The sequence below is a fragment of the Mesorhizobium sp. M0761 genome, assembly GCF_040320205.1.
Taxonomy (GTDB): Bacteria; Pseudomonadota; Alphaproteobacteria; order Rhizobiales; family Rhizobiaceae; genus Mesorhizobium.
Map to the genome: position 1 here is coordinate 22,142 of NZ_JAMYPF010000011.1, position 14,168 is coordinate 36,309.

General features: G+C 62.6%; 12 protein-coding genes. 1 reads left to right on the plus strand and 11 read right to left on the minus strand.

Annotated features, from left to right (window positions below; genetic code table 11):
- Positions 1–4 precede the first annotated feature (4 nt).
- The 4 genes from NKI32_RS18700 to NKI32_RS18715 form a co-directional block, all read right to left on the minus strand.
- Entirely contained in the window at positions 5–1,141 is a 1,137-nt protein-coding gene (locus NKI32_RS18700; RefSeq protein ID WP_023687914.1) for an ABC transporter permease, read from the minus strand.
- Positions 1,142–2,149: an ABC transporter permease gene (locus NKI32_RS18705; protein WP_023668135.1), complete on the minus strand. Its 1,008-nt coding sequence runs from the start codon at positions 2,147–2,149 to the stop codon at positions 1,142–1,144.
- A gap of 99 nt (positions 2,150–2,248) precedes the next feature.
- Complete coding sequence (locus NKI32_RS18710) at positions 2,249–4,360, minus strand: ABC transporter substrate-binding protein (protein WP_353003143.1); 2,112 nt, start codon at positions 4,358–4,360, stop codon at positions 2,249–2,251.
- A 98-nt stretch (positions 4,361–4,458) separates the two neighbouring features.
- On the minus strand, positions 4,459–5,925 hold the full coding sequence (locus tag NKI32_RS18715; RefSeq protein ID WP_031197811.1) for an alpha-glucosidase/alpha-galactosidase: 1,467 nt from the start codon (positions 5,923–5,925) through the stop codon (positions 4,459–4,461).
- Positions 5,926–6,172: 247 nt separating this feature from the next.
- Here NKI32_RS18715 and NKI32_RS18720 point away from each other — a divergent pair, with 247 nt between their 5' ends.
- Positions 6,173–7,015, plus strand: a complete 843-nt coding sequence (locus NKI32_RS18720; RefSeq protein WP_502897969.1) for an AraC family ligand binding domain-containing protein — start codon at positions 6,173–6,175, stop codon at positions 7,013–7,015.
- Positions 7,016–7,017: 2 nt separating this feature from the next.
- Here NKI32_RS18720 and NKI32_RS18725 read toward each other — a convergent pair whose 3' ends face one another.
- The 7 genes from NKI32_RS18725 to NKI32_RS18755 all read right to left on the minus strand — a co-directional run bounded on the left by NKI32_RS18725 (position 7,018) and on the right by NKI32_RS18755 (position 14,151).
- The gene (locus NKI32_RS18725) at positions 7,018–8,085 is read right to left on the minus strand and encodes an ABC transporter ATP-binding protein (protein ID WP_023691353.1); all 1,068 of its coding nucleotides are present in this window, start codon (positions 8,083–8,085) and stop codon (positions 7,018–7,020) included.
- 3 nt (positions 8,086–8,088) lie between these two features.
- On the minus strand, positions 8,089–8,937 hold the full coding sequence (locus NKI32_RS18730) for a carbohydrate ABC transporter permease (RefSeq protein WP_023741782.1): 849 nt from the start codon (positions 8,935–8,937) through the stop codon (positions 8,089–8,091).
- Complete coding sequence (locus NKI32_RS18735) at positions 8,937–9,860, minus strand: carbohydrate ABC transporter permease (RefSeq protein ID WP_353003145.1); 924 nt, start codon at positions 9,858–9,860, stop codon at positions 8,937–8,939. The genes NKI32_RS18730 and NKI32_RS18735 overlap by 1 nt, the downstream gene beginning before the upstream one ends.
- A gap of 230 nt (positions 9,861–10,090) precedes the next feature.
- On the minus strand, positions 10,091–11,368 hold the full coding sequence (locus tag NKI32_RS18740; protein ID WP_023815853.1) for an ABC transporter substrate-binding protein: 1,278 nt from the start codon (positions 11,366–11,368) through the stop codon (positions 10,091–10,093).
- 26 nt (positions 11,369–11,394) lie between these two features.
- Positions 11,395–12,591: a PLP-dependent transferase gene (locus NKI32_RS18745; RefSeq protein WP_353003146.1), complete on the minus strand. Its 1,197-nt coding sequence runs from the start codon at positions 12,589–12,591 to the stop codon at positions 11,395–11,397.
- Positions 12,588–13,322, minus strand: a complete 735-nt coding sequence (locus NKI32_RS18750) for a FadR/GntR family transcriptional regulator (RefSeq protein ID WP_023668124.1) — start codon at positions 13,320–13,322, stop codon at positions 12,588–12,590. The genes NKI32_RS18745 and NKI32_RS18750 overlap by 4 nt, the downstream gene beginning before the upstream one ends.
- Positions 13,323–13,443: 121 nt before the next feature.
- Positions 13,444–14,151: a DJ-1/PfpI family protein gene (locus NKI32_RS18755; protein ID WP_023668123.1), complete on the minus strand. Its 708-nt coding sequence runs from the start codon at positions 14,149–14,151 to the stop codon at positions 13,444–13,446.
- Between the last annotated feature and the right edge of the window lie 17 nt (positions 14,152–14,168).

A 14,168-nucleotide genomic window follows, 5' to 3' on the forward strand; every position in this document is an offset into this window, starting at 1 on the left:
CACCTCAATAGGGATCGACGGCATCGCGCAGGCCGTCGCCCAGCGCGTTGAAGGCAAAGACGGTGATCAGCACGAAGCCGACCGGCGACAGGATCCACGGATAGGTGCCGATGACCGAATAGGTAGCCGTGTCCTGCAGCATCAGCCCCCATGAGATCAGCGGCGGTTTAACCGCGAAGCCGAGGAAGCCGAGAAAGGCTTCGAGCAGCACCACCGTCGGGATCGCGATCGTCACGGCGACGATGACGTGGCTCATCACATTGGGGAAAATGTGCTGCATGATGATGCGCATGTCGGTGGCGCCGACCGCCATGGCGGCGCGCACATAGTCGATCCGCGCCAGCGCCAGCGTCTTGCCGCGCACCTCGCGCGACATCTGCGCCCAGCCCAGCGCCGACATGACGATGATGACGAAGGCGAGGAAGACGTTGGTCGGCGCGGTCACCGGGATCAGCGTCGTCAGCGCAAGATAGAGCGGCAATTGCGGGAAGGCGAGCACCAGCTCGACAAAGCGCTGCATCCAGACGTCGAAGCGGCCGCCGAAATAGCCCGAGACCATGCCGACCGTGGTGCCGATGACGGTGATGATGAACACCACCGTCAGCGCTATCATCAGCGAGACGCGCGAGCCCTGGATGGCGCGCGACAACACATCCCGGCCGAATTTGTCGGTGCCGAGAAAATGCACCGGCTGGCCGTCGGCCGAAGCGAAGAAATGCCGGTTGGCGGGGATCAGTCCAAGCAGCCGGTAGTCGGCGCCCTTGACGAAGAAGCCGAGCAGGCGCGGATGCTCGTAATCCGGCCCGACGACCGGCTGGAAGGTGACCGGGTCGAGGTCAGCAGAATCCGCCAGCGCATAGACCCGCGGCTGGAGCACGAAATTCCCGTCTCTGTCGTGAAAACTCATCACTTGCGGCGGGGCGAAAGCGACATCGGTCACCTTGGGGTCCATCGGCGCGAAGAAATCGGCAAACAGCGCCATCAGCACCAGAAGCACCACCAGGATCAGCCCGGCCATGCCGGTCCAGGAGCGCCTCAGCCGGCGCCAGACCAGCGCCATATAGCTCTCATTGCCGCGCGGGGTCGCAATCGCGGTTGCTTCAGCCGGTGGCGGCGGCGGGGATGGGTCGCGCGCCAGCATCTAGCTCTCCCTGAACTGGCGCACGCGCGGATCGAGCAGCGCGAGCAGCATGTCGGCGATGATGTTGCCGACGATCAGCGTTGCCGACAGCACCATCATGAAGGTCGCCGTGACATAGACGTCGCCGACCGCCATCGAGCCGACAATGGCCGGCCCGACCGTCGGCAGCGCAAAGATGATCGCCGTCTCGATCTCGCCGGTCAGCATGTAGGGCAGCACCACGCCCTGATACATGATGAGCGGGTGCAGCGCGTTGGGCACGGCATGGCGCATGACGACGGCGCTGCCGGTCAGGCCCTTGGCCTTGGCCGTCTCGACATATTGCGCGTTCAGCGTATCGAGCAGATTGCCGCGCATGACGCGCATATTGTAGGCGAGCCCGCCGAAGGTGGCGATCGCCACCACCGGCCAGACATGCTTGACGAGGTCGGCGAATTTCGCCCACGACCACGGCGCGCCGCCATATTGCGGCGAGAAGAAGCTGCCGATCTCCGACACGTTGAACTGGAAGACCAGGAGATAGACGATGATCAGCGCCATCAGGAAGCGCGGCACCGTCATGCCGAGGAAGGAGATGGCCGACAGCACCGAGTCGATCCACGTGTATTGCCTGGTCGCCGCCCAGATGCCGAAGGTGATGCCGAGCACCGAGGCCAGCAGATGGCAGACCAATGCCAGCAGCAGCGTGCGCGGCAGCCGCTCGCCGACCACGGCGGCGACCGGCTTGTTGTAATAGAGGCTGTAGCCGAAATCGCCGCGGGTGATGATGCCGGCGACCCAGTTCAGGTACTGGACGGGCAGCGGTTTATCGAGGCCGTGCTCGACCCGATAGGCCTGCGCCTGCGCGTCGGCTTCGGCAAAAGACGCCCCGCCCTGGTTGATGAGCTGCGAACGGATATAGTCGGCATAGTCGCCCGGCGGCGCCTGGATGATGGCAAAGGTGACCAGGCTCAGGATGACCATGACCGGCACCGCCGATGCTATGCGCATGGCCAGGAATCGCAGCATCGGACCGTTTCTCCTCCTTGGATCTAATCTGTTGCCGCTGACCTTACTCCGTCCCGGCCGCGCGCGCAGCGCGGCCGGGCGTCAGCCAGGGGAGGAAACTCAGTTCGTCGGACCCTTGTCGCCGGGCTTGCCGGGAAGCTGGTCGGGAAAGAGTTCGTATTTCTGCTGCTTGTCGGCGGCGACGAAGACGCGTTCGCGCACGATCGAATCCTCGGCCCAGTTGAACATGAAGATCGGCGTTCCCTGCGGGATGTTGGAGAAGCGCTTGTTGATGATCAGGGCGCCGGGATATTCGGTCAGTCCGATATTGTAGACATGCTCCGTCGAGATCTTCTGGAACGTCTTCATCAGGCTGGCGCGCTCGTCATTGTCTGACGAGGAGACGAACTTGTTGACGATGTCGACAAGCTCCTTTTCGAACGGCATCAGGTCGACCACGCCGCTTTCGGGCGCGCGGTGATCCCAGCTGGTCTTGGGTCCGACGGGCGCGAGTTGCACGGTATTCTGCACGACGGAAGTCAGCTCCTGCTCGTTGCGCCTGATCAGCCAGTCGAAGCGGCCGGAATATTGCGAGGCATCACGCTGGGTGCCGTTGAGGCCGTTGAGCACGACCCTGATGCCAAGCTTTTCCATCTGGCCGACGACGCCTTCGGCGAGGCTCTTGTCAGTGCCGTAGTCATTGTTGACCAGCATCACGATCTCGACATTCTTGCCGCCGGCGGTCCCGGCCGGGAAGTTCACGAAGCCGTCGCCATCCGTATCCTTGAGACCAGCCTTGGCCAGTTCCGCCTTGGCGCCCTCGATGTCGAAGGGATAGTAGACGGTCGAGTTGCGGTCATAGAAGCTGGTGCCCGAGGAAAAGCCACCGGGGTAGATGGCGGTGAACGGCCCCTTGACCAGCGAGTCGCCGAGCGCTTTGCGGTCGAGCGCCATGGTGATGCCCTTGCGGAAGTCCTCATTGCGATTGAGCTCGCGGATCGCCTGGCCGCGTTCGTCGGGATTGCCCCAGCCATTGGCGGAAAAGTTCATGCGCAGATTGTAGCCGATCAGGCGCGGGCCAAAGGCGAGCCGGGCCGGCGCGTCCTTGTCCGCCGCTCGCTTCAGCGAAGCGACGAAATTCTCCGGCTGCTCGAGGTTGGAGAAGTCGGCGGCCCCTGCCACCGCCTGCACGTCGCGGTCGGCCCAGGTCGACAGCTTGTAGTGCAGTTCGTTGAGATAGGGCAGCTGGTTGCCCTTCTCGTCGACCTTCCAGTAGTAGGGATTGCGGCGCAAGACGATGATGTCGTCGGGCCTATACTCCACCGGCACCCAGGCGCCCATCACCGGAATGTTCATATATTCCGGCGGGAACGCGTTCTTGAACTGCTCGTAGGTATTCTTCGAGTACTTCGGATGCTGCGGCTTGAGGATATGCGCTGGGCCGGGGCAGAAGGTGCCGTAGGCCATGGCGTAGAGATACTGTTTGGGGAAAGCGTCCTTGAAGGTCCACTCGACGGTGTAATCGTCGACCTTCTTCAGCGTCGTGCCGACACCGAAGGTTTCCGCTGTGGCGCCGTTCAACGGCGAGATATTGGGGTCGACGACCTCATCGTCCCAGTAGAACATGACATCGTCGGCATTGAAGGCAACGCCGTCAGACCATTTGGCGCCTTCGACCAGGTGCATGGTCAGCGTGTGGCCATCCTTCGACCAGTCCCAGCTCCTGGCGAGGTTGGGCAGCGGCTCGGTGTCCTTGGCCTCGACCTGGAACAAAGGCGCGGTGCGCGTCAGGCATTCCGAAAGGCCGATGTCGATGCCGCCCCATCCTTGGGTCTGGCCGGCGCCATAATTCCAGCCTTCCGGCCGGCCGCCAATGACGTGGCGCATGGTGTCGCCATAAACGCCGATGCCGTCCGGCATGTTGCCGGTCTTGAACACCAGCGGCTCCTTCGGCAGGCGATCCTTGACCGGCGGCAGCTTGCCAGTCTTGACGTATTTCTCGGTGACCCACTCGGGCTCGTGATATTCGGGCAGCGCCTTGAACTCCAGGATGGAATCGCGGGCGACGTATTTGATCTTGCCCTCGGCGGGAAACGCCGCCGGCGCCGGCGGCGTGGTCGGCTCGGACGCGTATGCACTGCCAAGCGCCAATGCCGAGACGCTCAGCGCCAGCCCGGCGAGAATGCCCATTCTTCGCCCGGCGAGAATTCCAATTCCACGAAAGTTCCTCATTGTGTTCCTCCCAGATGTTTCGACGTCTGCTGCTGCCCGCATCTATTCATGATGGCTGATTGGCGAACCGGCCTCCCGCTGTCCGCCTGCCAGCATTCTCAGCCGGCCTGTTTCAGGGCCGTTTTTTCGGCGCGCAGTTCCTCGATCGAGCGCACTTTGCGCCGCGCCGCACCCGCCCAGTCGCGGGTTTTCACCATCGATTTCGAAAGCCGCTCCTTGGCGGCCGGCACGGCATCGGCGTATTGCGGCAGCCAACGCGCCTGGGCGACGACCATCTCGTCGACCATCTGCCAGACCTCTTCCGGCGTCGACACCGCACCCACCAGCGGATCGTGCAGCACCGCGAGCTTGAGCAGGTCAATGTCGCCCGTAACAGCCGCATGCACCGACATGCGCTGAACGTTGATCGAAGCCATGCAGGTGGCCGCGCAGGCTTCCGGCAGCGTGATGCCTGACGCCATGTTGATGCCGAAGCGATCGACGAAACCGGGTGATTCGATGATCGCGTCCTGCGGCAGATTGGTGATGATACCGGTGTTCTTGACGTTGAAGTGGCCGCGATAGACGCGGTTCGTCTCCAGCGCTTCGAGAATATGGCTGGCATGCTCGTTCGAGCGCTTCGATACGTCGAGCGGCTTCGACGCCGCTTCGAGGAATTGCGGATATTCCGTCTCGAACCAGTTGCGGGTTTCCGTGGAGTAGCGAAGATAGCCGCCGGTCTCGCCATGGATCCAGTCGGACATGTCGATCCAGCGGGTGATTTCGTCCGGCCGCTTGCGATACCAGGGCAGATATTCGGAGAGATGACCGTTGCTTTCGGTGGAGTAGACGCCGAAGCGCTTCAGCACGTCGATGCGCAGCTTTTCCTGCTGCGAATAGACCGGATGCGCCTCGAAGGCAGCCACCAGTTCGTCCTTGCCGATCTTGCGGCCGTTGAGCCGCAAATCGATGAACCAGGTCTGGTGGTTGATACCGGAGCAGACATAATCGAGTTCGCTGTGCGACTTGGCGCCGAGCACTTCGGCGATCTGTTCGGCGCCGTGCTGGACACCGTGGCAGAGGCCGACCGTATCGACCTTGCCATATTCGATCGCCGCCCAGGTGTTCATCGCCATCGGGTTGGCATAGTTGAGGAATTTGGCGCCTGGCTCGGCGACCTCCAATATGTCCTTGCAGAAGTCGAGGATGACCGGGATGTTGCGCTGGCCGTAGAGGATGCCCCCGGCGCAAATCGTGTCACCGACGCACTGGTCGATGCCGTATTTCAAGGGAATGCGGATATCGTCGGCATAGGCTTCGAGCCCGCCCACCCGCACGCAGCTGATGACGTAGCGCGCGCCTTCCAGCGCCTTGCGGCGGTCGGTCGTCGCCGTCACCCTGGTCGGCAGCTTGTTGGCCTCGACGATGCGGTCGAGGATCGCCTTGATCATTTGCAGATTGTGTTCGCTGAGATCGGTCAGCGCGAATTCGATGTCGCTGAATTCCGGGATGCACAAAATGTCGGTGAACAGCTTCTTGGTGAAGCCGACGCTGCCCGCGCCGATAATAGCGATTTTGAAACTCATCACCTTCACCTCGATCCATTCGAATGCCGGGTAAGGAGCAACAGGAAAGGGAATGGCGGCCCGCCTTGGCGCGCATGCCATTCGAGCCGGAATTCCGGCTCGTTCTCCTCCCCGCCCGCTCCTCGACCGCGGGTCTTTCGCGTTCTCAGGATTTGGATTATGCCGTTATTCCAGGGCGCGGCCAGAGAACGATTATGCTTTCGAGGGTAATTTTGTGCTGCATGATCTGATCGCCAACGGACAGTTGATGCGCACCATCTCGCTGCCGCGCGGCCGCCAGCGCCTGCATGCCATGCCGACCAGCACCGGCTATGAAGTACGCGAGGGCGTGACCTATGACTGGGATGGGCGCAAGCGCGGCCAGACGCCGTTCACCGTGCTGCAGCACACGATCAGCGGCACCGGCCAGTTGCGCTACGAGAACCGCAACTACCGCCTGCAGGCCAACGACACGCTGCTGGTGCTGGTGCCGCACAACCATCGCTACTGGCTGGAGAAGGGCGACCGCTGGGAATATTTCTGGATCTCGATGAATGGCGAGGAGGCGCTGCGCGTCCACAAATCCATACTCAGCGTCTCCGGCCCGGTGTTTCGGCTGCAGCCGGAGACGATTGATCGTCTCGCCGATTGCAGCCTGCGCCTGATCAAGGGCGGCGCTTCGCCTGGCGCTGCTTCGGCAATCGCCTATGAGGCGGCGATGGCGCTTTACGACGATGTCTTCGGCTCGCACGCCTTCACTGAGAAACAGAGCGTCATGCAGCCGGTCATAGATCATATCAACGCCAATCTCGACAAGCCCTTGCCCGTGGCCGAGCTCGTCCAGATCAGCGGCCTCAGCCGCGCCCATTTCTCGCGCTGCTTCGCCGAGAGCGAAGGCGTTCCGCCGGCCGAGTTCGTGCTGCACCAGCGGCTGCAGCGGGCGGCGAAGCTGCTAACCAAAGCCGATTTCCTGCCGGTCAAGGAGGTCGCCATCCTGTGCGGCTTCGAGGACGCCAACTATTTCTCGAAAGTCTTCCGCCGGCTCTACGGCATCAACCCGACGCAGTTCCGCACCACCGGCATGTATGCCAGCCTGGGCAGCCTTCGATAGGATTACCCGATGCGGTTGCCGCTTGCGGGATCGAACAGATGCAGCGCCGCCGGATCGGCAGACAGCCGCACCTTATCGCCAGGCCGGATAGTGCTGCGTCCCATGACGAAGACACAAACCAGCTGGTTGGCGAGCCGGACATAGAACTGCGTCGACAGGCCGAGCGGCTCGACCACCTCGACCTCTGCCCTGAGCGGACCATCGTCGGCAAGCTGGATGTGCTCCGGCCGTAGCCCGACGGTGAGCACATCGCCATCCTTCAATGGCAAGCCATCAGGCAATCTCAGCTTCTGGCCGTCGGCCAGCACCGCGTCCACCTTGCCGCCCTTGGCCACTGTCGCCGGAAAAAAGTTCATGCCGGGCGAGCCGATGAAGCCGGCGACGAAGGTGTTGATCGGCCGATCGTAGAGTTCGAGCGGATGGCCGACCTGCTGGACGTAACCGTCATGCATGACGACGATGCGGTCGGCCATAGTCATGGCTTCGATCTGGTCGTGGGTGACATAGACTGATGTGGTCTTGAGCTGCTGGTGCAGCGCCTTGATCTCGGCGCGCATATGCACGCGCAATTTGGCGTCGAGATTGCTGAGCGGTTCGTCGAACAGGAACACTTTGGGATCACGCACGATGGCCCGGCCCATGGCGACGCGCTGGCGTTGGCCGCCGGACAGTTGCCTGGGCAGACGTCCGAGGAAACTGTCGAGGCCGAGCCGCTTTGCTGCCGCCCCTACCCTGCCGTCGATCCTCGTCTTCTCCGCCTTCTTCAACAGCAGGCTGAAGCCCATATTCGACGACACATCCATGTGCGGATAGAGCGCGTAGGACTGGAACACCATGGCAATATCGCGGTCCTTCGGCGCGACATCGTTGACCAGCCGATCGCCGATGTGGATCTCGCCGCCCGACACCTCCTCCAGCCCGGCAATCATGCGCAAAAGGGTCGACTTGCCACAGCCGGACGGGCCGACCAGCACGACGAACTCGCCATCGGCGATCTCGAGGTCGACGCCGTGCAGGATGCGCAGCGAACCGTAGTCCTTCTCGACGTTTTGCAGCGTGACGGAAGCCATCGATTATCCTTTGACCGCGCCGGCGGTGAGGCCGGTGACGAGATAGCGTTGCAGGAAGGCGAAGAAGATGCAGACCGGGATCAGCGCCAGGATCGACGCCGCCATCATCTGCCCCCAGTCGACGGCGAACTTGCCGATATAGGTGAGCAGGCCGACGGCAAACGTCTTCTGGTCATCGCTGGAGATCAGCATCAGCGCAAACAGCAATTCGCTCCAGGCGGCGGTGAAGACAAAGCCGAGCGTCGCGCCCATGCCGGGCAAGGTCAGCGGCACGATCACCTTGCGCATCGCCTGGGCGCGAGTGCAGCCGTCGATCATCGCCGCCTCCTCCAGATCCTTCGGAATGCCGTCGAAGAAGGACTGCATCAGGAAGGTGGCGAAGGCGGTGTTGAAGGCGGTGTAGATGATGATCAGCCCAACCAGGCTGTTGGTCAGGCCAAGCTCGCCCATGACACGGTAGATCGGCGGAATGACCATCACCAGCGGGAAGGTTTGCGTCAGCAAAAGCATGATCGCCAGTGTCGCCTTGCCGCGAAAGGTGAAGCGCGACATGGCGTAACCGGCGAGCGTGGCGATGACCGTGACGAGCGCCGCCGTCGACACCGATACGATGACGCTGTTGAGGAAGTAGCGGGGGAAATCCGAGGCTTCAAGTACAGTGATGAAGTTGCGGAAGGTGGTCTGCGACGGCCACAGCGTGATGCCCTCGGAATAGAGCAGCCGCTCCGGCGTCACCGAGATCTTCAGCGTCCAGAAGATCGGAAACAGCGCAAAGATCATATAGGCGGCAATCGCCGTGTAGAGGCCGATGCCGCTGAAGATGCGCGAGGAGGTGGAGCGTCCGGCGATCATCAGACGTGCCTCACCAGCAAGCGGCGGATGGCGATCAGCGCGATCGCATAGGCGATGAGCAAGACCAAGAGCAGCACCGCCACCGCGGAGGCATAGCCCTTGTCCAGCGACTTGAAGGCACTGACATAGATGTAGACCGGCACCGTGCTGGTCGAGCCTGCCGGCCCGCCCTCGGTCATGACAAAGATCAGATCGGCGAAGGTGGCGATCCAGATCGTACGCAGCATGACGGTGATGACGATGGTCGGCGCCAGGAACGGCAGCGTCACCTTGGTGAAGCGCTGCCAAGGCGAAGCGCCGTCGATTGCGGCCGCCTCATGCAGTTCCGACGGGATCGACTTCAGCGCCGCCAGCAGCGTGATGGCGAAGAACGGAATGCCGAACCAGATGTTGGCGATGATCGGCCCCCACATGGCGGTGGCCGGATCGGACAGCACATTGGTCGGCTCGGCCTTCAGCCCGAGCGCAAACAGCCAGTGCGGCAGCGGGCCGATGATCGGGTTGAACAGCCATGCCCAGGTCAGGCCCGACAGGAAGGATGGCACCGCCCAGGGCAGGAACACCACCGCCTGCACGAACTTGCGCCCGACAAACGGTTTGTCGAGCAGCAACGCCAGACCCAGGCCGAGGAAGAACTGGAAGAACAGGCTGGCGACGGTCCACCAGAGCGTGTTGACCAGCGCCTGCCCCAGCACCTGGTCGGTCAGCATCGCCTGGTACTGGCCTAGACCGACATATTCGGATTTGAAGGCGGAGAACTTCCGGAACGAATAGCTGATGCCGATGATCAGCGGCACCAGCAGCACCACGACCAGCAGAACGATCGCCGGGCTGAGATAAAGCCAGGGCTCGATGGCCGCATGCGTCAGCCGCTTCTTTCGCGGCCGGCCTGCGGATCGTATTTCGGACACGGCATAGGTCATTAGCGCTCAACAGTCATGGGTGGGTGCCGACAGCGGCAACAGCACCCTTCTCCCCGTTCACGGGGAGAAGATGCCGGCAGGCAGATGAGGGGCGGCGCCAGCCTTGGGGTGCTCGCGCTGCCCCTCATCCGGGCCTGTCTGTGCATGTCGTTGTCCCAAAACCGCTACGCACTTTTGGGCGACATGCATTCGGGCCACCTTCTCCCCGTAAACGGGAGAAGGAAGAAGAACTACTTCTTGTTCTTGGCCAGCCAGTCCTGCTGCTCCTTGGTCAGGAACGCGGCCCATTGATCGGCGACGTCCTTGGCCGACTTCTGGCCGAGCAGCACTTCCTGGAAATTCTTGATCGCCACCTGGTCGACGAAATTGCCGAGGTTCTCCAGATGTGTCGGCGGCGTCACCATTTCATATTTGGAAGTGTCGCTGAGTTCGGTGAACCAGCCCTTGAACTGCTCGGTCTTGAAGTGGGCATCCTGGTCGGCGCCATTGTGGATCGGCACGACGCCGACTTCCTTGGCCCATTCCAGATTGTCCTTGGGGGACAACAGCGTCGCCATCAGCTTCCAGGCATCGTCCTTGTGCTGCGAGTTGGCAAACATCGCCCAGCCGGCATAGCCCAGCGTCGGGTAGGATTTGCCGCTCGGTCCGACCGGCAGCGGCGCCACGGCAAAATCGTCGGCGCTCATTTTGTCGGCAATGCCGATCAGCGCATCCGGATCCTGGTTGAGCATCGCGCAGGTGCCGGAATAGAAGCCGGTGACGGTTTCGTTGAAGCCCCAGCTCACCGCATCCTTGGGCGCCAGCCCGTCCTTGTACATGTCGGCCAGCATCTGCAGGCCCTTGACCGAGCCCTCCTCGTTGATGGTCGAGGTGCCGTCCTCGTTGAAGTAGCCGCCCTTGCCGGCGGCGATGTTCATGAACATGTGCATGCCGTTGAAGGCGCCGGGGCCGCCGCGCAGGCAATAGCCATACTTGCCCGGAATGGCCGAGATCTTCTTGGAGTCGGCGATGAAGTCGTCGAGCGTCGCCGGCGGGCCGTCGAGACCGGCTTCCTTGAACAGCTTCTTGTTCCAGAACAGCGCATTCACATAGTAGCCGTATGGGATCATGAATTGGGTATTGTTGACGGTCGAGCCGAACTGCTTGGCCCGATCGCCGAGTGTCTTGGCGTCGTCCCACTTGGCCATGAACGGCCCGAGATCCTCGAGCTGGCCGTTGGTGGCGTAGAGGCCCATCCAGCGCTCCGGCATCTCGACGATGTCGGGCGTATCGCCCGCCTGCACCATGGTCAGGAATTTCTCGAAGGCCTGACCCCAGGGCAGCGAGACCACCTCGACCTTGACGCCGGCATTGGCGGCCTCGAACTCGGCGATCTGCTTCTTCAGGAATTCGGTGCGCTGCGGGCTGGTGATGACCTCGACCAGCTTGAGCGTGGTATCGGCCAGCGCGCTGCTGGCGGAGATCGCCAGGCCGGCAGCGGTGGCAAGCATGATGCTCAGTCTTTTCATGTTCAGAACTCCCATTTTGAACCCAGTCATTTTTTTGCTTTGTCGAAGGCCTGGCCGATGTCGGCCCAAAGGTCCTCGACGCTTTCCAATCCGACATTGAGGCGGATGGTTCGGGGGCTGACGCCGAAGCGCGCCATCGAATTGAGACCCGGCGTCTGCTCGAGCGAGGCCTTTGCCGGCACGACCAGGCTTTCATGCCCGCCCCAGCTGACGCCGATGCGGAAGAATTTGAGCGCATCGACGAAAGCGGGAATGTCGACGTCCTCCGTCACCTCGAAGGAGAACAGCCCGGCATAGCCGGCAAGTGTCTTCTTGCCGGGATGATTGGAATAGGCGGGATGATTGACCCGCTCGACCTTGTCATGCGCCTTCAAGCGCTCGGCGATGATGAGCCCGCTCTTCATGTGATGCGGCAGTCTCAGCGGCAGCGTGCGCAGGCCGCGCAACAGCAGCCAGCCCTCGAAGGGCGACAGCTTTGCGCCAAGCTGCGAGTAGGTCTGGTCGTTGATGTGCTTGATATGGGCGGCCGAGCCCGCCACCACACCGGCGACGGTATCGCTGTGGCCGCCGAGATATTTCGAGGCCGAGTGCAGCACCAGATCGACGCCGTGCAGGATCGGCTTCTGGAACACCGGCGTCGCCCAGGAATTGTCGATTGTGGTGACGATGCCCTGCTCTTTCGCCAGCCGCGTCAGATGCTCGAGATCCTGCAGCTCGAACATCATCGAGGTCGGGCTTTCCAGATAGAGCAATTTCGCACCGGGAAGTGCCGCCGCCACCGCATCCGGATCAGAGCCGTCGACATAGTCGACCTTGATATGCAGGCGCGGAAACAGCCGCTCGAACAGTCGGTAGGCGTCGCCATAGCAATTGCGCACCGCAAGGATGCGTTCGCCTGCGCCGACGAAAGCCAGCAACGTCGCGCTGATCGCAGCCATGCCGCTCGAAAAACCACGTGCGGCTTCAGCACCTTCAAGCGCTGCGACGCGCGACTCGAATTCCATCACCGTCGGATTGTCGCCGCGCGAATAGATCGGCTGTTTCCTGCGCCCGGCAAAGGTGTCGGCCATGTCGGCATAGCTGGCGAAGGTGAACAGCGAGGTCTGGTAGATCGGCGGCACCACCGCATTGCCGGGGAACGGGTCGTCATGCGCCAGAAGCGTCGCCGCCTCGGCGAGATAGTCGCTGCCGGAAATGCCTGGGTCGAAGCTGTGCTCGTTCATGTGCGGACCGAAAGTTTGAGGTTGGCGGCGCCGCGCTTCAAATCGTCCTCGACCGTGGCGATCAGCTTCAGCGCTTCGGCCCGGGCGCCTTCCGGATCGTGCGCGGCGATGCAGTCGAACATGGTGCGGTGGTAGGGAAAGCTTGCGTGGCCGAAATCGCGCACGCCGAGCGGATGTTCCCAGAAGCGGTGGAACAGTTCGTGCATGGCGGCGATAATCTGCTCGAACAGCGGATTGCCGCAGGCGCGGTAGATCGCCTGATGGAATTCCCAGTCCTCTTCCGACGACATGCCGGCGCGGCTGAGAAACTCTTCCTCCATGATGTCGAGCTTGCGCTCGATCTCGGCGAGGTCGTCCTTGTCGGCACGAATGGCGCAAAGGGCGGCGGCTTCCGCTTCCAGCGCGCGGCGGATTTCCAGCGTGCGCATCAGGCCGGTGAAATCATTGCCGCCGGCAAGCGTCAGCGGCATGTGCAGCATGTCAAGCGAGACGGCGGCCTTGAGATAGGTGCCCGAGCCCTGCCGGCGCTCGACCAGGCCAAGCCCTTCCCAGCGCGTCAGCGCCTCGCGCACCGTGTTGCGGCTGACCTTCAGACGCTCAGCGAGGATGCGTTCGGTCGGCAGCCTCTCACCGGGTTCCAGCTTCTCGCGCATGACGAAGCCGGCCAACGCCTTCAGCACCGCGTCGTCGCGGGCCGTCGTCTGGATCGGCGGAAGGCTGAATTCGGTCACCGGGGCTATTACCGAAGTGGTTCAATGGTCCAACCAATTTCTGCACAGACGAAGGGACCTGTCAACAGTGGAAACGCAGCAAGGCCGAAGGGCCAGGGGATGCACCTTCGGCCTTGCTGCTTCAGCCGTGGATGCGCGCCGGCGCAGCGGCGGCGCGAGCCTCGCGCCAGCGAGCGAAGATTGCCTCGCGAACCCGCCTCGAACCAGAGAGGCGCTTTTTTGCCTGCGCCAGCACCGCAGGCGACGCCTCGGCGGGCGTGCCGGACCGAAAGGGAGGAGCCGGGGCGTATTCGAGCGAGAGCTGCACGATCTCGGCCTCCTCCTGTCCAAGCAGCCTCGCAACCAGCGCCAGGCCGAAGTCGATCCCCGAAGTGACGCCGCCGGCGGTGATGAGCTTGCCGTCTTCGACGATACGCTCGTCGACCGGGATCGCTCCGAACTCCTCAAGGAAATCATGCGCATACCAGTGCGTGGTCGCGCGCTTGCCCCTCAGCAGTCCGGCCGCCCCAAGCACCAGGGCACCGCTGCAAACGGAGGTGATGTAGCGCACCTGCCCCGCGCGCTCCCACACGAAATCGAGGACTGTCTGGTCCTCCAGCAGCGCGTTGACCCCGCCCCCGCCAGGAATGCACAGCACGTCGAGGGGCCGGCAATCGTCAAAGGTCGCCGTCGGGGTGAGGGAGAGGTGCGTCGACGACATCACCGGGTTGCGATCCTTCCAGATCAGTTCCACCTCGGCATCCTTGGCCGATGCCAGGACTTCGTATGGGCCGGTGAGGTCGAGTTGTTGGACGTCGGGGAATACGAGGATGCCGAAACGAAGGGGCATGGAAATCTCCGTGGGTT